The sequence below is a fragment of the Nostoc sp. genome, from assembly GCF_036917095.1.
Lineage (GTDB): Bacteria > Cyanobacteriota > Cyanobacteriia > Cyanobacteriales > Nostocaceae > Nostoc.
Genome location: NZ_JBALFH010000036.1, coordinates 19,019 through 42,039, shown reverse-complemented (window position 1 = coordinate 42,039; position 23,021 = coordinate 19,019). Strand labels below are relative to the sequence as shown.

Here is a 23,021-nt window from a genome sequence, read left to right as displayed (position 1 = left end):
CATTAGTCATTAGTCATTAGTCATTAGTCATTAGTCATTAGTCATTAGTCATTAGTCATTAGTCATTAGTCATTAGTCATTAGTCATTAGTCATTTGTCATTTGTCATTTGTTATTCGTTCTCCCCCTGCTTCCCCTGCTTCCCCTGCTTCCCCTGCCTCCCCTGCTCCCTGCTCCCTGCCCCCTGCTCCCTGCTCCCTTCTTCAGGTGCATCTAATTGGAACAGGAATAGTTTAATACCGTAATACTTGTTTGTCTGCCCCAGTGGTTTCATACCCAATCGTTCTGTTACACGGATTGAAGCATGATTTTCTGGCTTCACTACGGCATAAATCACTGGCAAGTTCAAAACACTAAATCCGTAGTTGAGCATAACTCGTCCTGCTTCCGTTGCATACCCTTTACCCCAAGAAGTTCGCCGCAAGTGCCAGCCTATCTCATAATCTTGAGTGGGTAAACCATCTTTGTCGGGCAATTGTAACAGAAGGATAGTTCCTACAATTGTTGTAGTTTCCTTTTCGACAATTGCCCAAGATCCAGTACCATTATTGCGTTGGTGCGACCGCTCGATACCTTGAATCAAACGCTGACGCTGTAACTCAACACTTGTGACGAGAGAAGCTTTACCAAGAAAGTGCGTAACTTCGGGGTCATTATAAATTACAAACGCTTGTTCGGCATCGCGTTCGGGTATCCAACTGCGAATAATCAAGCGTTCGGTTTCCAACAGGATTGTCATCTTGCTTTTGGCTAAACTAAATCGCCATTCTGCAAAATACTAAGATACTTATGGTTGAGCAGTCAAAAGTTTTGTAGACAATTACAAAAACCAAATATGGCGATCGCTATCCTATGGGTAGTTATCCAGAAGTTCAACTACCGTTGGTTATGCGATCGCAAATTCTGAATCTTTCCGCAGTTCTTCAGATCGAAATCCCAATACAATCCGATCCTTCGCCACACCAGCCCTAACCAGTTCCGTTGCTACCCCCTCTTCAGTGCCATCACGTTGAATCCAAATTTTGCCATCAATAATATCAATGTGAATCAGACAGCCGTGAACGCGACGAGTCACAGTAGGAGACAAGTCATAGGCTGGCTCTCTTCCCAAAATCATCAAGAGGTAGCGGTCTTGTTCGCCGTCGAAAACTGTTTCAAATTGAATGTTGCCAGTGCTGAAAGGGATTTTTGTATGTTCAATCAGAATATTCCGAATCAACTGCCTGTATTGCTCCAAGGTATCCATTTAAAAATAACCTCTTGCTCTAACTGAAATAGAACAATATGAACTTTGTAATCTTCTACCAAAAGTTTAGCAATTGGTTCATCAAAGATATCGGCATATACTTCGTCACGAACGGCGAGATAGAGGATGCGATCGGGATTGGTTCTACTCATCACAGAACGGTATGCAAGATACTGTCCCAGCGCGTGTTCGAGATCGGTCATGTCCGATACGCTGCGAAACGTTTTAATCTCAACGGCTATCTGCTGTCCTTCCTTTTCAGCAGCAATCAATTTCTCTGCACCCAGGTCAACATACATATCCCTTTTTCCCCACTTCAAATGAAATGGATCGTCGGTAATCGTCCAGCCATCTTTGATTAGGGCTTTTTTGACGTTCTGATGGTAGCGGTCTTTAGCTGGCATAAATTACTCGAATTACGAATTAGTACCTTCGACTTTTGCAACTTCCAGCATTGTTTTTAAAACCGAATCTGGATTTAGACTAATCGAGTCAATTCCTTGTTCAACCAAAAACTGGGCAAATTCTGGATAGTCGCTGGGTGCTTGTCCACAAATGCCAATTTTGCGATCGCATTTTTTCGCCGCTTCTATGGCCATTTTTACCATTCGTTTCACAGCTGGACTGCGTTCATCAAACAATCTGGCTACCAACGCCGAATCCCTGTCTATACCCAATGTCAGCTGAGTTAGATCGTTAGAACCAATCGAGAAGCCATCAAATACCTCAGCAAATTCCTCAGCCAGAATAACGTTACTGGGCAACTCGCACATCACATAAACCTGCAAGCCGTTAACACCCTGCTTTAAACCATTTTTTGCCATCTCTGCTAAAACCAACCGCCCTTCATCGGGAGTACGACAAAACGGAATCATCGGGATAACATTTGTCAAACCCATTTCTTCCCGTACCCGTTTAATAGCATCACATTCTAGGGCAAAAGCTTCTCTGTAGCCTTCATCATAGTAACGCGCCGCTCCTCGCCAACCCAGCATTGGGTTTTCTTCATGGGGTTCAAACTGTCGCCCACCTAACAAATTGGCATATTCATTACTTTTGAAATCTGAGGTTCGCACAATCACTGGTTTAGGATAAAATGCCGCCGCAATTCTGCCTATGCCTTGGGCTAATTTATCTACAAAATATTGGGGTTTATCCTCGTAAAGTGCGGTAATTTCAGCAATTTTAGCTTTGACAAATTCATCTTTTAACAAGTCATAGTGAATCAATGCCATTGGATGAATTTGAATTTGGTTAGCGATGATAAATTCTGTTCGCGCTAAACCTACGCCATCGTTGGGAATTGCCGATAAACTCAATGCTTCTTGGGGATTACCCACATTCATTAAAATTTGAGTGCGGGTGCGAGGTAAGTTTTCTAAAGGAACTTCTTCCACTTCAAAAGGTAATAAGCCTGCATAAACTTTTCCCTCTTCCCCTTCAGCGCAAGAAATTGTTACCTCTTGACCAGGTTTCAAAGTTTCTGTAGCATTGCCGCAGCCCACGATCGCAGGTACACCCAATTCTCGCGCAATAATTGCTGCATGACACGTCCTACCACCAGAATTAGTAACAATTGCACTGGCGCGTTTCATAATTGGTTCCCAATCAGGGTCAGTTCTCTCTGTTACCAAAACTTCCCCAACTTGGAACTGTTCGAGTTTTTGAACATCTAAAATTAGCCGTGCTTTCCCTTGACTAATAGCTTCTCCAATCGCCTGTCCGGTAACAAGAGGGATTAGGGATTGGGAAGATTTTTCTCCAGTCCCCGATATCAACCGATAACTCCGCAACACATTTCCCGTCTTCTGCGACTGGACGGTTTCGGGACGCGCTTGCACAATAAAAAGTTCGTTAGTAATCCCATCTTTTGCCCACTCGATATCCATTGGAGTGGAAATGCCGTGGACTTGGGAATAATGGTCTTCGATTAAACATGCCCAATTTGCTAGTTGTAAAATCTCTTCATCATTCAGGGCAAATTTACCTCTTTCTCTGGGCGGAACAGAGACATTTTTCGTAAATTTGGAGCCGTCATCATAAATCATCTTCAGTTCTTTACTGCCCAATTTTTTATTGATAATTGGGCGAAAACCAGCTTTTAAAGTTGGTTTAAAAACATAGTATTCATCGGGATTTACAGACCCTTGGACAACGTTTTCACCTAAACCGTAGGCGGCTGTAATTAGTGCCGCATCCTTAAAACCGGTTTCTGTATCAATGGAGAACATTACTCCAGAGGTTGCTAAGTCAGAGCGCACCATTTTTTGCACGCCAACAGCCAGAGCAATGCTAAAGTGATCGAATCCCTTGGTGTGACGATAAGAAATAGCGCGATCGGTAAATATGGAAGCAAAGCACTTGTGACAAGCTGCTAAAACTCCTTCAGCGCCGACAACGTTGAGGTAAGTTTCTTGCTGTCCGGCAAAACTAGCATCTGGAAGGTCTTCGGCAGTGGCGCTGGAACGGACTGCAACATCTGTCTCTGCGTTGTATCGTTCGCAGAGACTATGGTAGGCTGTAGCGATCGCCTCCCGCAATTCTATAGGAAATGGGGTATGGATTAATAGCGATCGCGCTTTTTTCCCCCGTTCTCGTAAATTTTTGACATCCTCAACATCCAAGTCAGCAAAGAGTTTGCGTAGCTTTGGTTCTAACCCTGCTGATTGAATGAAATAACGATAAGCATAAGCAGTGGTGGCGAATCCAGTGGGAACGTTAATGCCTTTGGGCGTTAGCTGCTGAATCATTTCGCCCAGTGAGGCATTCTTCCCGCCAACTACGGGGATATCAGCAATACCAACTTCATCAAACCACAAGATGAGCGATCGTTCTTGGGCAGATAGAGATAAAGTGCTTTTAGATACTGTAGCCATAATTACCTTTTAATTTTATACTGAATTTGTAAGTGCATAACTGCTAATATATTTTTCCCATATTTCAATTTTAGATTTTTGATTCTGTCGCGTGGTTTGAGATTTAGCGATGAAATCCAAGGATATAGGCAATAAAAATTAACAATTATTCGGTTTAGTGACTTTATCAAAATACCGGATGTAATACACTATGGCGCAACTAGAACGACTGCTGAAAATGGCAGAAGATGAGCTAACAGAATACAGCACTGATGCCCGGAAAATAGAAAAACTACGCCGTAAAATAGGTTTAACAGTGTCGGCAACAGAACAGCAGCAAGTTAAAGAGGCATTACTTGCTACTATGAAATCTAATATAATTACCCAAGTTGTGGAAGAACAAAGACAAGCAGTAGCCTTACCATTTTGGGGAATTGCTGGATTGGGTTTGTTATTGGGAATTTCTTTAAATCAACCCATAGGCTTGTTAGCATCTGTAATTGGGACTGTATTAGCTTACAGAATTCAGAAATGGGGTTGGAAATTGCAGGCAACTCGTTTATTGTTACAAACGTTGCAAGATATAGAAATGCGTGTTGCCCAACCAACTAAGTAACAAAACAGATGCACTTTATAAATAAATTATCTGTATATACTTATAGCCTTGCTCTACTACTACTTATTTAAGCCGATACGACTATTCATCTTTCTAGAATTTCTAAATGATGTTGCAATAAGCATTTTAAAGACTCAAGTCAAGCGAGCATTTTAATTTATCAAATTAAAATCCTCATATAAAATAATAATCTCAAATTGCTTTTACCGCCTGTTTCCTAATTCACATTAAGTGCAATTTAGTAGAAGTAATGTCTCAGATTGAGTTAAGTTTGCTGGTTTTAAGAACTGCTGATGTCCAAAAAACTCTGTCATTCTATAGAGCTTTTGGGCTGGAGTTCGACCAAGAATGTCATGCTCAAGGGGTGATTCATTATGCTTGTACGTTAGGTACAAGTAAGTATCTAAGCATAAATAAATTTAAAGTTTGTAGTAAGGACTTTAGTCCTGATAATCCTTGCTCTGAGCGATAAATCGCTCACTACAAACTAGGAATTTATTTTATATTTAATTATGTCTACCTATTTACAATCGAAATTTATCCAAGAAATGATAGGTCTGCGCCCAGTGCCGTACAAAATGATACAACGATGCTGGGGTTTAGAGTCGCCAACATCGATGCTGTACTTATTAAACTTCAAGAAATTGCAGATACCGTATTACCTACTATCAAGTCAACCCCGTGGGGTCGTCGGATAGTGTTAACAGACCCCGACGATCGTAAAGTTGAACTTACAGAATTATGATATTTTTTTATTCATGCAGTAATGCAGTATGACAGTAATTGCATTTGTGAATCAAAAAGGTGATTGCTCCAAATCAACTATATCAATCTGCATATTAGTATCTGACAAAAACTTTTCGACTTACAAAAAATATTTATTTTATTACCTCTTCACGGCAATTGTGTAACTAGGTAGATGTGAGGCATCTGTTTGAGTTTTTACAAGCCGCAAGTCATTATCTATATATAAATGCTCAAACACTTGAGAAGTTGCTAAGTATGTTTTTTTTAATTCATTAGCATGATTTATCTCTAGATTTTCTAATTCGGGAGCTTTGGGTAAAGTCTCTTCTGCCGGATTCAGTTTAACTTTAGTGTTAACTATATTAGTAAACCAGCTGTAGGCTGATTCTAAAGTTAGAGGAATTTCTCTATTTTTAAATGCCTGAAATCTATCAATATTTTGAAGATCCCATTTACCATTTTTAACTCCATATTTTTGGAGCATCATGAAATCATAAGCTGGTAATTTTGATTGAATATTCTCGGAAAAAGACGACTCTTTTCCCAAAATATAGCGAGCTATACTTGCACAGTAACCATCATGCTGGAAAATTTGGAAGGACTGTTCTTGGATTCTTTGCGGTAAACTTTCATGAAACGATATGGTAGACCAGATTGGTGTCCAAACACCCACTAAAAGCCGTAATTGCTCTGTAACACTCAAAGCAGGATTATATTGGCTTAACTTTATAAAATAGGGAAGTAATTCAGTTTTGTAAAAATTTATTTCGGCATTTAAAGTTTCTGGCTTTCGACCTTGAACTCGTGCCAAAATTTTATTTTTAACTTTTAGTGTTTTTCTAGCACTTAATTGATTTTCTACTAAGAGGTCGAGCATTACCATTTACCTTTTTCTAATTTTTTAGATGACTTGGTAAGAATTAAAAACTGGTGAGTTTCTTGCTCATAAAGTTACTATGTATGTTTTTATACTGCAAAATATAGAGCTAAAAGGCTTTATTTTTGACAGTTTTTAGGTGTTTATGTGCTTGATACTATCTATTTTTACTTACAAAACGGTGTGATCCAGATCACTGGAAACTAAATTATATTGAAGAAGTATTTAAAAATTAAAGTATTGCGTACAGAGACGTGTAGCATTATCAATTTACATACAATGAAGTGCGAAGGATGAAAATTTTGCTCCTTCACACTTCATTTTTTATCTGAAATTTCTAAGATTCTCTTCCCGATGCCCAGGTATCACGCCATTTTACCGTACCTTCTTTGGCAATCACCCAGCGGCGATTTACGAGATTTTCGCGCAAAGGCGATCGCCCTTCCCGCCACATGGCATATTTATAAGCAATTAGCTTACCAGCACTTTCATCAAAGGGAATCTCAGCAAACCAAGTATTGGTGTTGATGTACTCTAGGGGATAGGCTTTGCCAATATCCCAGTTGCCTAACTCTGGGCAATCTCCTGTCACCACAATGATTTCACCAGGTTTAGTCTCTACGCCATTGAGTTGGACGCGGACAATTGTTTGTGCTTTTATCCGTTCGCCAACGTGGCTGAAAACAATCACTCCCCGTTCTTCTAGTACTAGGTCATAAATCTTGCCATCTTTTACTTCATACTTGTTGCGAGTTACCACGCAGGTATGTTCGCCATCGGGTAATTCTGTTTCTACTTCTGGGAGAGTAACTTCTCCTCCCCGGTTTAAAGCGACAAAACACGCAGAGTCGCGATAGCGGCGTACATAGCAGTAAACATCTGGTGTTAAGTATTTTTGCCAGTGGCTACCCATTGACACAGATGGATTCAGTCGTCGTAACCCAGACAGCAGCCTGATGCAACGATAAATCTCACTCTCAGTATCCCAATTTTCCATCATTGGGCGGTTATATGGGTCATTGCCGCCATCAGTGTCGTTATGCAGATACTGTTCTGTACCGTAATATATGCAGGGAATACCGCGACAGGTCATAATTAAGGCGATCGCAACCTTCAGCATCGCTGGATCGGGGTTCAGCGATTGGAAACGGCACATATCATGGTTATCGATGAATGTAACTAACTCTGTTGCCCCGTTGTAGCGATGATCTTGGTCAAAAATGTATTGAATTGTTTGGAATCCCATTTCTGAACCTTGCCCTAGTGCGGCTCGAATTGCCACGCACAACCCAAAGTCTAGAAGTGTCATGCCTGAGTGGTTTACAAATTCCACTGAGCGATCGTCAGTTGGATTACTATAAATCCATTCCCCAAAAATGAATACATCTGGTTTGTGATTGGTCATCTCGCCAGTGAATTCTTGCCAAAACCAGATCGGCATGTGCTTGACAGTATCCACCCGCAGTGCATCTACACCCCGGTCTAGCCATTGTTTAATTGCTGACTTGATATACTCCCGATATTCAGTATTATTTTCATTAAAGGTTGCTAGACCAGATAGTTCACAGTTTTGTACTTGCCAATCGTCTTCCCAGTTTTGCACTTCGCCATAGTGGTGATACCAATTATTGACATCATCATTGAAATCAGCAATTTTGACACCATCATCATACAATTCACCTTTACTACCGCTAGTATCAGGTGTGCTATGGTTGCAGACAATATCCAGCACTAGCTTCATATTGCGCTTGTGCATTTCTGTAATTAACCGATCGAAGGTTGTATTTTTTTCTTCTTGAGTGGCGTTTAAAGAAGGGTTGTCTCCGTCAGCAATGTATCGAGGATTAAGCCGTTTAAAGTCTTTTGTCCAATAGCCATGTATTGCTGCATTGCCCACAAATAACTCTTCAACCTGCTCGAACAGTGGAGTTAACCAAATGGCAGTCACTCCCATATTTTTGAGATAATCTAATTTATCGATGACACCTTGCAAGTCGCCACCCCAGTACTTACCCCAATCCTGTCTAGTTGGATCGTACAGTTCTGAGTTTGCACCTTCGCTGTTATCTGGATCGCCATCATAAAAGCGATCGACTACGAGAAAATAAATTGTTTCCTGACGAAATTCAATATCTCTGGTGTAAAGAAACTCTAGAGCAATCTCAATATCTAACTGCGGTTCTTGTATAAGAGCTTCTACATTTTCCTTTGCAGGATCTACTTTATATTGATCTGGTGAAAACTGGGATGGTGGGGTTTGTACCATAAAAAACTCAAAATTTCATCTAATTCACACTTGCAGAACCAACAGTACAACGTTTCGGGTATTGTGTGTCACTACAAACTTTGGTATTGTGACATCCTGCCCACGGTATAGGTATCTATCGCTGGCTAGTTTATAATTTTATCGGTAGATATAATTCATCTGCTAGAGGATAAATATAGAAAGTTATAGCAGTTATTTACTATAATTTGCTCGGCCACAAAAATTTACAATATTTAATTCAGTTGACTTGCGGTAAATATTGAGCCTAGCTCGTGGTGAAATGTATATTTAAGAACAAATTTTAAAACACCTCAACTCCGGGATAATCATTTGAAAATAAGGTTTTGTTACACCTGAGCAATACTGAGTAAACCACGTATTAGCCAACTTTTTCTCTAGAAGATTCGCTCCATTGGTAAACTGACCATTGTCACTTTCAATCTGTTATTACTATCAAGGAATTAATTTAGGTAGCAATTATGACCAAATATGACAAGGTTTTTAACTCACCAAAGACATCAGAGGAATCACTAAGTCCAGAGGAAGCGGTGGCAGCGATCGCAACTGTGACTGCAATCGCTGATTCATCTATTGAAGATGTAGATGCAGAAAGTTTAGCGGGTATCCTCTGGGAATTCGAGGTTTTTGAGGAATACTCAGAAGATGACATTGCGGAAATAGTTGATAGACTCATAAGCATTGCAGAAGAAGAGGGAATTGGCCCTTTGTTTAATGTCGCTAAGGTATCTCTCTCTGATGAATTAGTGCTGGATGGCTTTGCTGCTGGGGTGATAGTGCTTTTAGACGAAGAACTCGCCATCCCCAAATCTAAACAAGCCTACCTCAAAAAGCTACAAGCAGCCTTAGAACTGGAGGATGAAGAAGCAGAGGAAATCATTAAGGAAGTAATTGCAGCCTTTAAGGAAGCAGAAGAAGAATATTCAGACGACGAAGACGAGACAGTAGTCATAGAAGATTTTAGCGAACAGACATATCAATCCCCTTTAGGTAATTTTACCGTGCCGATTCCGGTTGAACCGCAGCAGGGCGGTAGAATTCAAAGTCAGGAAGGAGTAGTTGGCTTTTCTGATGACATCGGTACTCTCCTGAGAATCGATTATTATCCTTTCCCCTTGGAACAGTTAGAGGAACTGGAGTCTGTTGGACAAGAACAATATTTACAAACAATCTTAGTAGACAAGTATATACCCCAGGCGATTTTTGCCAATGTACCAGATGCTTCTGTGGAGTATACCGAATATCTGGCAGACACTTTGCGGGGTGCTTACTACGTATTAATCGATATGCCCAAAGGTTCGACGATTTCTAAGCAAGAAAATAATGGAACTGCGATCAGATTAGACGCTTACCGGGGGTTGCTCGCCTTTATCAGTGGTGAATTTTTGTATATAGTTAGTAGTCAGCACAGCTTTATTAACGGCGAAACTCCCGATTCCCTTGAAGAAGAAGCTGAAGATATCAAGGAGAGTATTTTAGAGTTTGTTGAGACTATAGAGTTTACTTAGTACAGATCCGGTATTAAGTAATTTCTCCATCCAAAAAGGCGATATCTACGACGGGCTACGCCTACGCTAAAGGAATTCACGCCATCATTCTACCAAAAAACTATTGGGAACGGATGGCGTTCTCCATTCAATATCCACAACCGATCAACTCATCTGATGTACATTTGGAAAGGGCGATGTCTGACGACAAGCCCAGAGGCAGAATGTCTCCGGTGTCTACGCTTGTGATTTTTCATGACAACAACCCTACTAAACAATCGCTATCAAGTTATCGAGGTAATCGGCGCTGGTGGGTTTGGCGAAACCTTTCTGGCAGAAGATGTCCACATGCCTTCTCGCCGTCGCTGTGTAATCAAGCAACTAAAGCCGATAACCAATAATGACCCGCAAGCCTACCAGCTTATTCAACAACGGTTTGAACGGGAAGCAGCAACCTTGGAGTTTTTGGGTGAAAGTAGTCAGCAAATTCCTAAACTCTACGCCTACTTTTCTGAGAACGGGCAATTTTACCTCGTCCAAGAATGGATTCACGGTCAAACCTTAACAAAAATTGTCGAAGCCAAGGGATTTGAGAGTGAAACTGCTGTTCGGCAAATTCTCTTGAGTCTGCTTTCAGTCTTAGATTATGTCCACAGCAAAGGCATTATTCACCGAGATATCAAGCCTGAGAACATTATTCTCCGTTCTGTTGATGGCAAACCAGTTTTGATTGATTTTGGTGCAGTCAAAGAAACAATCCGTTCAGTGGTGAATTCTTCAGGATACCCCACGCGATCGCTCGTCATTGGTACGCCTGGGTATATGCCTAGCGAACAAGCCGTTGGCCGCCCAGTTTACGGCACTGATATCTACAGCTTAGGCTTAACGGCAATTTATCTGCTAACTGGTAAACACCCGCAAGAACTACCAACGGATCTGAAAACTGGGGAAATACTTTGGCAGCAGCACGCCCCTAACGTCTCTTCGCAATTTGCGGCGGTACTCAATCAAGCAATTAAACCTCATGCTGGCGATCGCTACAGCACTGCCAGTAAAATGCTACATGCCTTGCAATCTGCTAGTAATATACCTCCTGAGATAGTTGCAAATACTCCCACAGTCAATTTTTCTACATCGACTCGACAAACCCAGGCATTATATCCACCACAAAAAAATTCTGCGATCCCTCCCTCTTCCTCTGGTGGAAACTGGCAAAAACCTGCTGCGATCGTTGGTAGTTTGCTGATCGGCGGCTTGCTTGGTGCAGTCGCAATTTCTAACATCGCTCGTCAGCAACAACCAGAAACAACCATTGCCACAAGTCCCACCCCATCGCCAGAATCTTTGCCCACTCCTGCATCTACCGAACCGCCTGTTTCTTCCCAAACTTCTCCAGTCCCATCTGTACCGACCTCACGACCAAAACAGGCAGTAATTCCCGATCCTTTGCCAACCTCCGATCCCCCAGTTGTATCCATACCACAGCCAGAGAAGGAGCCTGTAACTTCAGATACTCCAGCACCAGTGGCAGTATCTACACCACAGCCAGAACCAGAGAATGAAGCGATACCAAAGGCGGGCAATGCCAACCCAGTTCCCACACCAGAAGTGCGTTCCAAACCACAGAAGAAGCCGCGCAGTAACTTAGCCGCCACTAGCAGCAGGGAAAGCGTTCCCGCATTCCCTACAGGTACATCAAGAAACATCGTAGAAGCTACCCTTGGCAAACAAAGAGATTTAAGAGGTGCATGGGGCAATACTCGTGCTGTCGTTTACAAACTAGTGCCAGACAAAATTGACCTTGGCTACTTATTCGATCGTAATTCTAAAGTGCTGCGTCAAACTGAGGTATCTTTTGCTGAATCGGTAGACCCACAGGTGATGGAGACTACCTTGAATGGAATGTTAGATGGGCAAGCCACTGAAGATATTAAGCAGGGACTCAAACAGGTACAACAGCGCCAGTCTGATAATTTTAGTTTTAAGAACGGCTCAGTCAAGGGCCAGATTATCCGCCAAGAATGTGATTTTATTTACATCAGCATTTGGGATGAAAATTTACATGATTTTGTGAGTCCATCTACAGCCAAAAGGTGTTAATTTCCTGGTAAACATTGTTCTCAAAATTTAGATTTTTGTATCCTAAAAGACAGATTTAGGATTCAATATAGTTAGTCATTAGTCATTAGTCATTAGTCATTTGTTAAATGATGAGTCCTAACTAATCGCCAACTCCTAATGCCCCATACCCCATGCCCAATCCCCATTTTCAAAACTGAGTTTCAAATTCTTAATCTTCATAAAGTTATAAATACCATTATTAAGTTTTTAATAATACTTGTCTCAGCTTCTACATTCATGTCGTAAAGTGCGATCGAGATTGTGTAATCTGAAGACAACTAAGCAAATTATTCAATTGAGGTCTGATGACTCCTACGATTATGCGTCAGCTTTGGTCAGTAGTTGAAACCGCCCAAGCCAAGCTCCTCTTGCAACTGGATGATGCTAGCTTGGTGCAGTGGTTAGTGAAACAAACCGAAACGCAAGTGTTGTTAGATTCTAACGAAACTGATTTTCTGTGTCACTACATTCAATCTCGGCTAGCCCTTATACGCGATCTTGCTCATGAACGTCAGTGTTCATAAGCAAGATCGCGATAAATTGATTGATAGTCACGTCTTATTACTATTGACTATTTAGCTTTTTGGGAAAATAACCTTCCACTAAGCAGTCAGAGCCTACTACACGCCAACGAACGCGTTCTAAAGACAACGCCTCAGTCATGGTAGTAAAACCTAAATCGCCCACAGGTGTGGGAGCAATGCTACCACCAATAATTTTTGGGGCAATAAATGCCAAAACTTTTTGTACAGCTCCTTGAGCGATCGCACTAGCAGCTAAGGTTCCACCACATTCCCACAAGACGCTACAAAAACCCCGCTCATATAAGTACGCCATAGCCTTATCTGGTGTAAGTGATGTTAATTCCACCACCTCCACTCCCTGCTTGAGCAACAGTTCTTGGAAGTCGGGATTAGCACCCTTCTCTGTCAACACCAAAGTTGGAGCATCCGCAGTTTGCCACAGATGGGCACTTTCCGGTAAGTTGAGATGGCGACTCATCACCACCCGCAGGGGATTATGTGCTTCCACCTGACGGGTGGTTAAATAAGGATTATCTTTTCGGACTGTATTACCGCCGACAATTATTGCATCGCAAGCCGCCCGCAACTGATGTACTTCACTGCGGGCTTCTTGGCTTGTCACCCAGGCGCTGTGACCAGAGGTAGTAGCAATTTTTCCATCTAAAGTCATGGCATATTTTAAAATTCCCAAAGGTCGTTTGTAGAGAATGCGATGCACAAAAGCTTCATTTAGCTGATGACAAGCTGACTCTTCTACCCCTACCAACACCTCGATCCCCGCCGCACGTAAACGGGCAATACCGCCCCCGGCTACCAGGGGATTGGGATCGACCATACCCACTACTACTTTTGCGACTCCAGCTTGGATCAAGCCTTCTGAACACGGGGGAGTACGTCCGTAGTGATTGCAAGGTTCTAGGCTGACGTAGATTGTTGCACCACGAGCGCGATCCCCTGCTGCCCTCAAGGCAAACACTTCTGCATGAGGCTCACCTGCACGAGGATGAAACCCTTCGCCGACAATCTCGCCATCCTTGACAATCACCGCTCCCACTAGCGGATTTGGCGAAGTCCGTCCTAAAGCGCGGCGAGCCAGTTCCAAACACCGCAGCATCATACGAGAGTCAAAGTCACTTCCGATCTTTTCCTTTGGTGGTGAATTCAATCCAACTGCTGACTCCACTAGATGTATACTTTCCTGAGTGTAATTTGCTAAGGATGCATCTGCTTGAGCGACCACTGGGGAATTATCCATAATTTTAGGCAACACTGTAAATATTCTGCACGCGATCGCGCAGCCTTTTCACAGGAGAATCGCGCTTTGCTCTTACATAATTAAACAGAGTTGAATCCAGGCGCTATTATTGGCTATTTCAGCTGATGTGATATTTCACTCAACTGTAGCGTTAACTATCCCACTTTTAGCCAGGAGATATCAAAATATCCTGCTTGTGGCGTTCGCTGCACTACCCACCCATTTACTGCGTTGTTCCTGTACAATACGGTTCGGTTAAGGCAAGAGACGCGATAAATCGCCGTCAAGACAAAGGACTGATTATTGTAAAGACGGCGATTTATCGCGTCTTTGCGATTAGCGGCGTGTCATCCAAAAACCTTATCCGAACCGTATTGACTTCCTGTAAGCGATCGCTTCCATCGCAAAAGAGGGGCTAACCATCTCCTGAGTAGCAACTTTTACTTAAGAAAACGATGCTGTAGCCGACGTTTTATCCAAAAGTTATTCCTAAAGAAGTTGACTCTACCTTGTTCGCGATTCGCTCCTGAGTCTGCAAGGTTTTGTTTGTTTTTTCTCCAGCGATCGAGGGAGTAAATATTAAAGCTGCTACCTGCAAGCAAAATAAACAGCACAATCCCGTAAGAAAGCATAGAAGTAGCTGCACCCCAGTTTTGTACCGATGTCACCCCTAACTTCAGAACGATCATCAGGGCAAAGGTGACAATTAAAGCGCTTCTGGTTGCTAACCCAAGTGTGATTAATATGCCCACAATTAACTCTATAGGAGGCACTAGGTAAGAATTGATTCTCACCAGAAATTCTGGGAAATAAGAATTTGCTAGTTGTTTGACAGTATCTTCAGCGAATCCAGGGATGTTAAAAATACGAGTAAATCCGTGATTAAAGTAATTCACACCGATGAGAATTCGCAACAACAAATAGGCGATCGCAACATCCTTTGATTTGAGACTAATATAGTTTCTATTTTCATTCATTGCCTGAACTCCAACTATGGTAAGCCGACTGTAATTGATTTAAATTGCAGAAATTGGGAAGCATTTAGCGGTTTTGAGAGCTAAGGTTTTTTCATAGACATAATTAAGCGAACTGAGCGATCGCCAAATAAGTAAGTGTGAAGCCAAGTAAGTAATACTAGGAAACGACTGCGATAGCCAGGAAGATATACTAAATGAACTCCTAGCCACATCAGCCAAGCCAAGCATCCTGTAAAGGCAAAAACACCAATTTTTCCCACACCTGAATAACAGCCAATAATTGCTAATCTTCCCTTGTTGAAATAGCTAAAATGCTTTGGTGATTTCCCTCGAAATTGCCGCTGAATATTTCGGGCTACAGCAACACCCTGCTGAAGTGCCTCTGGTGCAACCCCAGTTAATGGTTTACCGTTCTGTTCGATATATGCTAGATCCCCAATGGCATAAATATTGGATTGCTCTAGCAATTGTAGGGTGGGATGAACAAGTAACTTTCCCTTGTTTGCGGAAGATACCTCCTCTGATGTTGTGGGATAATTCGCCTCTAACCCCGCAGTCCAAATGACGGTTGCAGTTGGAATTACCTCATCGTTTTGCAGATGTAAAGATTCAAAAGTCACTCTAGTCACTTTTGTTTGCAGATAAACCTCCACCCCTAGCTGATGTAATCGTTTGTAGGTGTAAGCTCCCAACTTCTTTGGCAAATCGGCCAATAAGCGATCGCCAGATTGCACCAGAATCAACCTCACTTCCTTTAAAATTGTCGGATAATCTCGACGCAAGTGGCCTCGAAGCATTTCAACGAAAGCACCTGCAACCTCAACACCGGTTGGCCCGCCACCGACGATCGTAAATGTCAGCAGTTGTTGGCGTCGTGATGAATCAGATTCCTGGATAGCTCTTTCAAAACAAGAGAAAATGTGATTTCGGATTGCTATTGCTTCTTCTAATGTTCTCATCGAGAAAGCATATTCTAAAGCTCCAGGAACTCCCAAAAACTGGGTTTGGCTTCCAGTTGCCAGCACAAGAAAGTCATAGGCGATCGCACAACTATCTGTTTCAACAGTTTGCCCCGAAAAATCAATTTGCTCAACCTCAGCCATCAAAAACTGAACCTTAGACTTATTTCGTAGGAAAGAGAATCGCCGTAAAATCGTGCGGATAGGGTAAGCAATGTACTCAGGTTCTAATTGACCTGTCGCAACCTGATACAACAACGGTACAAAGGTGTGATAGTTGTTGCGATCGATTAACAATACATCTGCACCAGAATTAGCTAAAGATTGGGCAGCTTGCAACCCACCGAATCCAGCGCCAACAATGACAACGCGGCGACTGTTCATCCTTCCCCTCTTGATTGAGCTAGCCAGTTATTAACTGTCAATATATTGATAACAAATTATAGATAGTGCCATCAGCACTTAGAGCAACGTTATTTTGCCAGACCTCTCCCTGCCTTGAACTAAAGTTCAAGTCTGTCCCTCTCCGGCTCGGAGAGGGACAGGTTTTGCGTAGTAAAACCAGGGAGAGGTCTTTTATATGACCAATCGCCCCCACCCATTTACAGCGTCGCTACAAGATCCTTTAAGCGATCGCGTCCATCGCGGAAGACGGGCCAACCATCCCCCACCAGCACTGCTTCTACGCGACTTAGTTGAGCCAACCTCTGCACAGAAGCAACAGCCTCCTCTCGATTCAGCAGCTTGTCATCTGGTAAAATTGTTAAGCTACCTGCTTTGCGTGCCCTGACTAAATCCCCTGTAATCAAAGTCGTCTCCTCCAGTAACAGAGCCAATTCACCCGGAGTTTTCGAGCCTTGGAGTTCAATCACCTCCAGTCCTGGCACAAATTCTTCACCATCAGATAACCAGCGATCGCAAGGTATAGGGAAAGTATCTTTTTCTGCTATGGGGCCAGCAATCTTAGCATATGTTTGATCGGCAATTTCTTTACTTGCCCTGACATGCTCGGAATTCGTCAGCACAATCCAAACCACACCACCGAGGGATCTTAGATGATTCCAATCATGGTTTGATAGGGCTACTGGGTCAATCAAGATGTTGCCATCTGGGCGAATCCAGGCAATCCCATTGAAATCAATATTTCTTGCCGGATTGAAATTAGACCAGCTATAGAGATCGGGACGGTGCAAAGATTTCATGATGATTCTGGATTGGTACTTCAGTAATTGACTATTAATATCAATAATAAGTATATAGATTATAAGCTTGTATTCCCTCTGAATCTGGAATTTAACTATACTACGATAAGTCTATCGATATTATGAATTAAATCTGGTTTACAGAAATTCCTTGATAACGGCAATAAAGATCAACGGAGGTATAGGGGTGAGTGAGATTAAGCGCCAAAAAATATCAGCGAAGGCAGAACAGTTTACAGAGTCGGTGATTCGGGAAATGACAAGGGTAGCACTGCAATACGATGCGGTGAATCTGGCGCAGGGGTTCCCTGATTTTCCTTGTCCCTTGGAGTTGAAACAGGCAGCATATCAGGCAATAGAGGCAGATGTTAATCAGTATGCCATTACTTGGGGCGATCGCCCATTTCGTCATGCGATCGCTAACAAAGTCCGTTGGTATCTCGGCTTAGATATCGATCCCGAAACCCAAATCACCGTCACCTGCGGTTCTACAGAAGCAATGGCAGCTGTGATGCTAGCGACAGTCAATCCCGGTGACGAAGTAATTGTATTTGAGCCGTATTACGAAAACTACGGCCCCGATGCGATTTTAGCTGGTGCCACACCCCGGTACGTGACACTGCATCCCCCCGATTGGACATTTGATGAATCACAGTTGCGTCAAGCTTTCAATGCCAATACCAAAGCTATTATTATCAACACACCCCACAACCCCACAGGTAAAGTCTTCAGCCGTGAAGAACTCACCCTAATTGCTGAACTTTGTCAAAAGTGGGATGTGTTAGCGTTCACAGACGAAATCTATGAACATATTCTCTATGACGGTACTCAACATATTGCCCTAGCAACCCTTCCCGGTATGGAAGAACGCACCGTTACTATTAACGGTTTATCCAAAACTTACAGCGTCACTGGATGGCGAGTCGGCTACATTTTGGCAAACCCGGAATTGACAGGGGCGATTCGCAAAGTCCATGATTTCCTCACCGTTGGCGCTCCTGCACCATTGCAACGAGCCGGAGTTGCCGCTATGCAACTACCACCATCCTATTATGAAGAACTAGGCAAACTTTATCACCAGAAGCGAGACAGGATTTTACAGATTCTAAATCAAGTCGGGATTCCCCATTTCGTTCCCAAAGGAGCCTATTACGTTCTTGCAGATATTTCCAAATTCGGCTACAAAACTGATGTTGAATTCACTTACCATCTAATTAAAGATATTGGTGTTGCCGTAGTTCCCGGTTCCAGCTTTTTCAGCCAGCCGGAAAAAGGACATTCGTTAATCAGATTTTGCTTCAGCAAAAGACCTGAGACATTACAAACAGCGAGCGATCGCTTACTCAAACTACAATCAACTTTACAAGCAACATCCTAACATTCATTTCTTCTCTTCTCCTCTCTTGTCTTCGAGGCGCTACGCGTAGCTTGCTTATGCGGTTCGTTTTAACATCCCAAATCGATCCAACATGAAAGCCTCATAAAATATTTTTTTTACTACTAGTGACAATACGGTTCGGATAAGGTTTTTTGATGACGCGCCCCACGATCGCAAAGACGCGATAAATCGCCGTCTCTACAAAGGACTGATTATTGTAAAGACGGTGATTTATCGGGTCTCTTGCGTTAACCGAACCGTATTGCTACTGGTGAGGAACGACTATAGCAATCTTATCTGATGATATTGTGGTTCACAACCTACTAAATATCTAGGTGGACACAGTGATACAGCAGTTTGCTTAAGCTTAGGTAAAGTCTAAATCCCATTATGAATTACGAATTTTTAAACGTGTCTATCTTCAAATTAATAGAACTTAATAAATTCTGGGTTTATATAAGTTCATAAATGCTTTATTTAGATGTTTGTTAAAAAAAATGACATTATTTTTGCTCTAAATTTAGCTCTAACTTTTGATCTCCGACGAGAAGTTAACTTAGTTAAGAAAACCCCACTTCAAAACGGGTGTTTCTAAGCCTTAGTGCGTAGTAATCTCCAGAAAAACAACACTAAACTAGTGTAGAATTTGTTAAATTTTCCGGTAATTATATCGGGATAGTAGGCTTAGAAATTCCGAATTAAAAACCCCATTGACTCTTTAAAAGGATAAGACTAATGTTATGAGTAGTCCTTCCAAGGACAGTATTTATACATCAACAAATCAGGAGGTATTTCCGATGATGATGATGATGACTGAAACCATGACTCCCGAAATGCAAACTTGCATGGATGTTTGTATGGACTGTCATAAAATGTGCATGGAAACTATGACTTACTGCATGAGCAAAGGTGGTAAGGACATGGACAAGAGCATGATGAGCATGATGAGTATGATGCGCGATTGCTCTGAAATGTGCATGATGTGCATGAATATGATGATGAGCGGTTCTGAGTTCATGGAACGCACTTGTATGCTGTGCGCGGAAATGTGCGATCGCACTGCAATGGCGTGTGAGATGATGAGCGATGACGCGAAAATGATGGAATGTGCTGCCGCTTGCCGTAAGTGTGCAGAGTCTTGCAGAAGTATGCACATGATGCCCGCATAATTTCACAATCTAGCAGAAGTTTCTCTGCAACCTAATATTCAAGCGCTCAGACTCTTTGGGGTCTGGGCGCTTGAAGTAATATTATTTTGAAGAATTTCCCGCATCCCGTATATCTCTGCGTTCATTCCATTAAAATCAAGCGCAGAGGATCTAAACGCACATACCAAGGGAAAGGTTGGTCTTTCATCATCGCCCATTTTTCTTTGAAGACTTCAGCTTGCAGATGGTAATCTTGAGAATTCTTGCCAGCCGAATGTAATTTGAGAAACAACGTCATTCGATGGGGCGTTTCACTTGTTCGTACTACCCAACAAGGAAAGGTATTTTCCTGTGATGAGTCATTGGTAAAAATGAACTGATGGGCACGAATGCCGATGTGGGATAATTCGCTCTTGACTGGCTCAATTACTTGAAGAGTACAACCCCAATCAGTCGCTTCTACCTGTTGTGATGACTGGAGAACAATGCGGGAGAAGTTTTTGCATCCGGTAAGTTGGGCGACACTCACAGTAGCAGGATGCTGGAAAATATCATATTTGCTGCCATAATGAACGGCTCTACCATGCTCCAATACCAGCAGATTTGGGCAAATTCGATAAGCTTCTTCCATATTATGAGTGACAAATAGAGTCACGCCTTGATAGCCAGCAAGAGTTTCTGTCATTTGCTGCTCTAATTGACTACGTAAATGGGTGTCAAGTGCGGAAAACGGCTCATCTAAAAGCAATGCTTCCGGTTGACTTGCCAATGCTCTTGCCAAAGCTACCCGTTGTTGTTGTCCCCCAGAAAGTTGGTGTGGATAGCGATCGCCTAATCCTTGCAACTGCATCGCTATTAGTTGCTCCTCTACCTGCACCCTAATACTCCCGGCCGATAGTTTTTTGGGCAAGCCGAAAGCGATGTTTTGCGCCACACTCATGTGTGGAAATAGGGCGTAATTCTGCACCAAAAAACCGATACGGCGATCGCGGCTGGGTAAATTAATTCCTTGTTCCGAGTCAAACAGAACTCTGCCATTTAAAACTATGCGTCCGGTTGTGGGCGTTTCTATCCCCGCAAGGCAGCGCAAAATCATGCTCTTACCTGCTCCAGAACCCCCTAACAATCCCAAGGGTTGCTCATCAGCAGTGAAAGCAACTTTTAAATCAAAGCTAGGAAGGATTTTTTCAATGTTGACTAACAATCCACCAGATTCAAAGCGAGATTGCGGAGTATAAAAATTTTCTCCCCCTGCCTCCCCTGCTCTCCCCGCTCCCCTCCTCTTTTCTCTCAATTCTTCCCAGAAGTTGACTGCAATAATTCCAGAGAGAGAAATCACCATAATAGCGATCGCCCAAAACCAAGCTTCGTTCATTGCTCCGGCTTCCACCGCAAAATAAATCGCCATTGGGATTGTCTGCGTTTGTCCGGGAATGTTACCAGCTAGCATCAACGTCGCCCCAAATTCTCCCAAAGCACGCGCAAAAGCTAGCATTGTGGCAGCGACAATGCCAGGTAGTGCTAGAGGTAAACTGATGCGCCAAAAGATTGTGGCTTCGGTTGCACCAAGGGTTCTAGCTACTCGCAGCAGATTACCATCTATTTGTTCAAAAGCTCCCAGTGCAGTTTTATACATTAATGGGAAAGAGACTACTGTGGCTGCGATCGCTGCACCATACCAAGTAAAGACGATGCTGAAGTCAAAAGCCTCCATGAGTTTCCCTACAGGGCCATTTTTCCCAAAAAATAGCAGCAACAAGAAGCCGACAACGGTGGGGGGCAAAATCAGTGGCGCAATAAAGATACTCTCAATCAACGATTTCCCTTTGCCACGATATCCCAGCATCCAGTAGGCAGCAGCGATCCCCAAGAAGAAGGTGATAAATGTAGCAAGTAATGAAGTTTTGAGTGATATCCAAAGAGGCGATAAATCCAATGGCATAGTTGCGGAGGGAAGAATTAGCTCAACTAATCCCTAATCTACCAACTTTAATCTCGAAAAGTTGGTAAAAATTGGTCAATTAGATTGCGAACAATAAAGAAAATCCGAAAAACAGAATATTCATATTGGAGAAACAATATGTAATGACTCGCGCAGCTAGCAGATATATTTTCTGTTATGGAATCTAGAGCAAAAACAAAGACTCCGCTCTGGAGAACCTCTACGAAAAAAGTATGACACTTGCGAAGTCCTAAGAAAAATAGCAAGAAGAGATTATTTATGGCTATCTACGGCACTTCTGGCAATGACAATCTAAACGGTACTGAATTCGCTGATATCTCCATTTTTGGTTATGCAGGCAACGATAATATTAATGGCAAAGGCGGAGACGACATAATCGATGCTGGAGAGGGAGATGATTTGGTTTCCGGCGGCAACGGTAAGGACACTATCCTGGGTCGCGCAGGCAAGGATATTCTCTACGGAGACGATGGCAATGATGTTATTTATGGTGAAGCAGGCGATGACTTTATATGGGGTGGAGCAGGCACTGATATTTTAATTGGTGGAACAGGCAATGATACTTACCTGATTTCTGCACAAACGGGGGATACGGCTGACACCATTACTGAATATAGTAACCAGGGTACTGATACTGTTTTATCTTATACTAGCTACACTCTAGGGGCTAACCTGGAGAATTTGACATTATTGTATGCCAATACTGCTTCCTCTGGCACCGGCAATAGCCTCAACAATAAGATTATAGGAAATGATTACTCAAACGTTCTGAGTGGTTTGGCAGGAAACGATAACCTTCAGGGCGAGGGTGGCAACGATTATATCTTTGGTGGTGATGGTGATGACAACCTATTGGGTGGGGCTGGTAATGATTCATTCTATGGCGGAAAGGGTAATGACGCCCTCTTCGGTGACGAAATCACCTATGGTAGTGGTACTCCCGGAGGTAATGACTACTTGAGTGGTGAAGATGGTAACGATCTGCTCTACGGGGGACGTGGAAATGACACAATGATTGGTGGCGCAGGCAATGATTTCCTCAATGGCTATGGCGGTAGTAGTGGCGAAATCGACAGGTACACTGGCGGTACTGGGGCGGATACATTCGGTCTTGGTTACAACGGTTCTTTCGACACCAACATTGATTATTTAGGCAGTGGATATGCCATAATCACAGACTTCAAGCGATTGGAAGGTGATAAAATTAGGTTTGGCGGTAGTATCAATAGCTACAATATTACAAAAAGTAATTTCAGTGGCACCGCAGCTTTAGATACCCTCATCTACAGAAATGGCGATCTAATTGCTGTTGTGCAAGATACTACAAATGTATCTACCGCTTTAGACTTTATTGCCTAATTGAATCTGACTTTTTACGTCATG

20 protein-coding genes are annotated in these 23,021 nt (G+C 42.6%); 9 read left to right on the top strand and 11 right to left on the bottom strand.

From position 1 onward, the window contains the following. Positions 1 to 111: 111 nt before the first annotated feature. The 4 genes from V7L01_RS18735 to ppsA form a co-directional block, all read right to left on the bottom strand. A complete protein-coding gene (locus tag V7L01_RS18735; RefSeq protein ID WP_335037230.1) occupies positions 112 to 738 on the bottom strand; it encodes a GNAT family N-acetyltransferase in 627 nt (208 codons plus the stop codon). A gap of 147 nt (positions 739 to 885) precedes the next feature. After that, positions 886 to 1,245 carry a XisI protein gene (locus V7L01_RS18730; RefSeq protein ID WP_335037228.1) on the bottom strand — a complete coding sequence of 120 codons (360 nt, stop codon included), beginning with the start codon at positions 1,243 to 1,245 and terminating at the stop codon, positions 886 to 888. Next, complete coding sequence (locus V7L01_RS18725; RefSeq protein WP_335037226.1) at positions 1,215 to 1,649, bottom strand: element excision factor XisH family protein; 435 nt, start codon at positions 1,647 to 1,649, stop codon at positions 1,215 to 1,217. Before V7L01_RS18725 ends, V7L01_RS18730 begins: the two co-directional genes overlap by 31 nt. A gap of 12 nt (positions 1,650 to 1,661) precedes the next feature. Further along, positions 1,662 to 4,121: a phosphoenolpyruvate synthase gene (gene ppsA / locus V7L01_RS18720; RefSeq protein ID WP_335037224.1), complete on the bottom strand. Its 2,460-nt coding sequence runs from the start codon at positions 4,119 to 4,121 to the stop codon at positions 1,662 to 1,664. A 190-nt stretch (positions 4,122 to 4,311) separates the two neighbouring features. On the opposite strand from ppsA, the gene V7L01_RS18715 reads away from it, so the two are divergent. The 3 genes from V7L01_RS18715 (at position 4,312) to V7L01_RS18705 (ending at position 5,461) form a co-directional block, all read left to right on the top strand. Next, positions 4,312 to 4,716: a hypothetical protein gene (locus V7L01_RS18715; protein WP_335037222.1), complete on the top strand. Its 405-nt coding sequence runs from the start codon at positions 4,312 to 4,314 to the stop codon at positions 4,714 to 4,716. A 250-nt stretch (positions 4,717 to 4,966) separates the two neighbouring features. Beyond that, positions 4,967 to 5,188 (top strand): hypothetical protein, encoded by a 222-nt coding sequence (locus V7L01_RS18710; RefSeq protein WP_335037220.1) that lies wholly within the window; start codon positions 4,967 to 4,969, stop codon positions 5,186 to 5,188. After that, the gene (locus V7L01_RS18705) at positions 5,189 to 5,461 is read left to right on the top strand and encodes a hypothetical protein (protein WP_335037232.1); all 273 of its coding nucleotides are present in this window, start codon (positions 5,189 to 5,191) and stop codon (positions 5,459 to 5,461) included. Between the two features lie 141 nt (positions 5,462 to 5,602). Here V7L01_RS18705 and V7L01_RS18700 read toward each other — a convergent pair whose 3' ends face one another. Both V7L01_RS18700 and V7L01_RS18695 read right to left on the bottom strand, forming a co-directional pair. Next, positions 5,603 to 6,340, bottom strand: coding sequence for a hypothetical protein (locus tag V7L01_RS18700; RefSeq protein WP_335037218.1), 738 nt, complete (start codon positions 6,338 to 6,340; stop codon positions 5,603 to 5,605). Positions 6,341 to 6,677: 337 nt separating this feature from the next. Then, entirely contained in the window at positions 6,678 to 8,606 is a 1,929-nt protein-coding gene (locus V7L01_RS18695; RefSeq protein ID WP_335037216.1) for an alpha-amylase family glycosyl hydrolase, read from the bottom strand. 479 nt (positions 8,607 to 9,085) lie between these two features. On the opposite strand from V7L01_RS18695, the gene V7L01_RS18690 reads away from it, so the two are divergent. From V7L01_RS18690 to V7L01_RS18680, 3 genes are all read left to right on the top strand, one after another. Further along, positions 9,086 to 10,132 carry a hypothetical protein gene (locus V7L01_RS18690; protein ID WP_335037214.1) on the top strand — a complete coding sequence of 349 codons (1,047 nt, stop codon included), beginning with the start codon at positions 9,086 to 9,088 and terminating at the stop codon, positions 10,130 to 10,132. A 234-nt stretch (positions 10,133 to 10,366) separates the two neighbouring features. Beyond that, positions 10,367 to 12,211 carry a protein kinase domain-containing protein gene (locus V7L01_RS18685; RefSeq protein ID WP_335037212.1) on the top strand — a complete coding sequence of 615 codons (1,845 nt, stop codon included), beginning with the start codon at positions 10,367 to 10,369 and terminating at the stop codon, positions 12,209 to 12,211. Positions 12,212 to 12,537: 326 nt separating this feature from the next. Then, positions 12,538 to 12,756: a hypothetical protein gene (locus V7L01_RS18680; RefSeq protein ID WP_292702546.1), complete on the top strand. Its 219-nt coding sequence runs from the start codon at positions 12,538 to 12,540 to the stop codon at positions 12,754 to 12,756. 40 nt (positions 12,757 to 12,796) lie between these two features. Here the strand turns inward: V7L01_RS18680 and ribD are convergent, their stop codons facing one another. From ribD to V7L01_RS18660, 4 genes are all read right to left on the bottom strand, one after another. Beyond that, positions 12,797 to 14,011, bottom strand: a complete 1,215-nt coding sequence (ribD, locus tag V7L01_RS18675) for a bifunctional diaminohydroxyphosphoribosylaminopyrimidine deaminase/5-amino-6-(5-phosphoribosylamino)uracil reductase RibD (RefSeq protein ID WP_335037208.1) — start codon at positions 14,009 to 14,011, stop codon at positions 12,797 to 12,799. Between the two features lie 440 nt (positions 14,012 to 14,451). Beyond that, positions 14,452 to 14,988, bottom strand: a complete 537-nt coding sequence (locus V7L01_RS18670; protein WP_335037206.1) for a DoxX family protein — start codon at positions 14,986 to 14,988, stop codon at positions 14,452 to 14,454. An 80-nt stretch (positions 14,989 to 15,068) separates the two neighbouring features. After that, positions 15,069 to 16,331, bottom strand: a complete 1,263-nt coding sequence (locus tag V7L01_RS18665; RefSeq protein WP_335037204.1) for an NAD(P)/FAD-dependent oxidoreductase — start codon at positions 16,329 to 16,331, stop codon at positions 15,069 to 15,071. 218 nt (positions 16,332 to 16,549) lie between these two features. Further along, entirely contained in the window at positions 16,550 to 17,149 is a 600-nt protein-coding gene (locus tag V7L01_RS18660) for an MBL fold metallo-hydrolase (protein ID WP_335037203.1), read from the bottom strand. Positions 17,150 to 17,336: 187 nt separating this feature from the next. Between V7L01_RS18660 and V7L01_RS18655 the strand changes: the two genes are divergently transcribed. Beyond that, positions 17,337 to 18,527 (top strand): pyridoxal phosphate-dependent aminotransferase, encoded by a 1,191-nt coding sequence (locus tag V7L01_RS18655; protein ID WP_335037201.1) that lies wholly within the window; start codon positions 17,337 to 17,339, stop codon positions 18,525 to 18,527. Positions 18,528 to 19,324: 797 nt separating this feature from the next. Further along, positions 19,325 to 19,696 carry a four-helix bundle copper-binding protein gene (locus V7L01_RS18650; protein ID WP_335037199.1) on the top strand — a complete coding sequence of 124 codons (372 nt, stop codon included), beginning with the start codon at positions 19,325 to 19,327 and terminating at the stop codon, positions 19,694 to 19,696. A gap of 121 nt (positions 19,697 to 19,817) precedes the next feature. Here the strand turns inward: V7L01_RS18650 and modB are convergent, their stop codons facing one another. Next, a complete protein-coding gene (gene modB / locus V7L01_RS18645) occupies positions 19,818 to 21,617 on the bottom strand; it encodes a molybdate ABC transporter permease subunit (RefSeq protein WP_335037197.1) in 1,800 nt (599 codons plus the stop codon). 279 nt (positions 21,618 to 21,896) lie between these two features. On the opposite strand from modB, the gene V7L01_RS18640 reads away from it, so the two are divergent. Continuing rightward, positions 21,897 to 22,997, top strand: a complete 1,101-nt coding sequence (locus V7L01_RS18640; RefSeq protein WP_335037195.1) for a calcium-binding protein — start codon at positions 21,897 to 21,899, stop codon at positions 22,995 to 22,997. The last annotated feature ends 24 nt before the right edge of the window (positions 22,998 to 23,021 follow it).

What these genes read in the sequence shown, in the direction of transcription:
- V7L01_RS18665 (WP_335037204.1), bottom strand. Translation starts at nt 16,331, where the DNA reads ATGAACAGTCGCCGCGTTGTCATTGTTGGCGCTGGATTCGGTGGGTTG.
- ribD (WP_335037208.1), bottom strand. Translation starts at nt 14,011, where the DNA reads ATGGATAATTCCCCAGTGGTCGCTCAAGCAGATGCATCCTTAGCAAAT.
- V7L01_RS18680 (WP_292702546.1), top strand. Translation starts at nt 12,538, where the DNA reads ATGACTCCTACGATTATGCGTCAGCTTTGGTCAGTAGTTGAAACCGCC.
- V7L01_RS18660 (WP_335037203.1), bottom strand. Translation starts at nt 17,149, where the DNA reads ATGAAATCTTTGCACCGTCCCGATCTCTATAGCTGGTCTAATTTCAAT.
- V7L01_RS18695 (WP_335037216.1), bottom strand. Translation starts at nt 8,606, where the DNA reads ATGGTACAAACCCCACCATCCCAGTTTTCACCAGATCAATATAAAGTA.
- V7L01_RS18650 (WP_335037199.1), top strand. Translation starts at nt 19,325, where the DNA reads ATGATGATGATGATGACTGAAACCATGACTCCCGAAATGCAAACTTGC.
- V7L01_RS18730 (WP_335037228.1), bottom strand. Translation starts at nt 1,245, where the DNA reads ATGGATACCTTGGAGCAATACAGGCAGTTGATTCGGAATATTCTGATT.
- V7L01_RS18715 (WP_335037222.1), top strand. Translation starts at nt 4,312, where the DNA reads ATGGCGCAACTAGAACGACTGCTGAAAATGGCAGAAGATGAGCTAACA.
- ppsA (WP_335037224.1), bottom strand. Translation starts at nt 4,121, where the DNA reads ATGGCTACAGTATCTAAAAGCACTTTATCTCTATCTGCCCAAGAACGA.
- V7L01_RS18735 (WP_335037230.1), bottom strand. Translation starts at nt 738, where the DNA reads ATGACAATCCTGTTGGAAACCGAACGCTTGATTATTCGCAGTTGGATA.
- V7L01_RS18700 (WP_335037218.1), bottom strand. Translation starts at nt 6,340, where the DNA reads ATGCTCGACCTCTTAGTAGAAAATCAATTAAGTGCTAGAAAAACACTA.
- V7L01_RS18685 (WP_335037212.1), top strand. Translation starts at nt 10,367, where the DNA reads ATGACAACAACCCTACTAAACAATCGCTATCAAGTTATCGAGGTAATC.
- V7L01_RS18690 (WP_335037214.1), top strand. Translation starts at nt 9,086, where the DNA reads ATGACCAAATATGACAAGGTTTTTAACTCACCAAAGACATCAGAGGAA.
- V7L01_RS18725 (WP_335037226.1), bottom strand. Translation starts at nt 1,649, where the DNA reads ATGCCAGCTAAAGACCGCTACCATCAGAACGTCAAAAAAGCCCTAATC.
- modB (WP_335037197.1), bottom strand. Translation starts at nt 21,617, where the DNA reads ATGCCATTGGATTTATCGCCTCTTTGGATATCACTCAAAACTTCATTA.
- V7L01_RS18710 (WP_335037220.1), top strand. Translation starts at nt 4,967, where the DNA reads ATGTCTCAGATTGAGTTAAGTTTGCTGGTTTTAAGAACTGCTGATGTC.
- V7L01_RS18640 (WP_335037195.1), top strand. Translation starts at nt 21,897, where the DNA reads ATGGCTATCTACGGCACTTCTGGCAATGACAATCTAAACGGTACTGAA.
- V7L01_RS18670 (WP_335037206.1), bottom strand. Translation starts at nt 14,988, where the DNA reads ATGAATGAAAATAGAAACTATATTAGTCTCAAATCAAAGGATGTTGCG.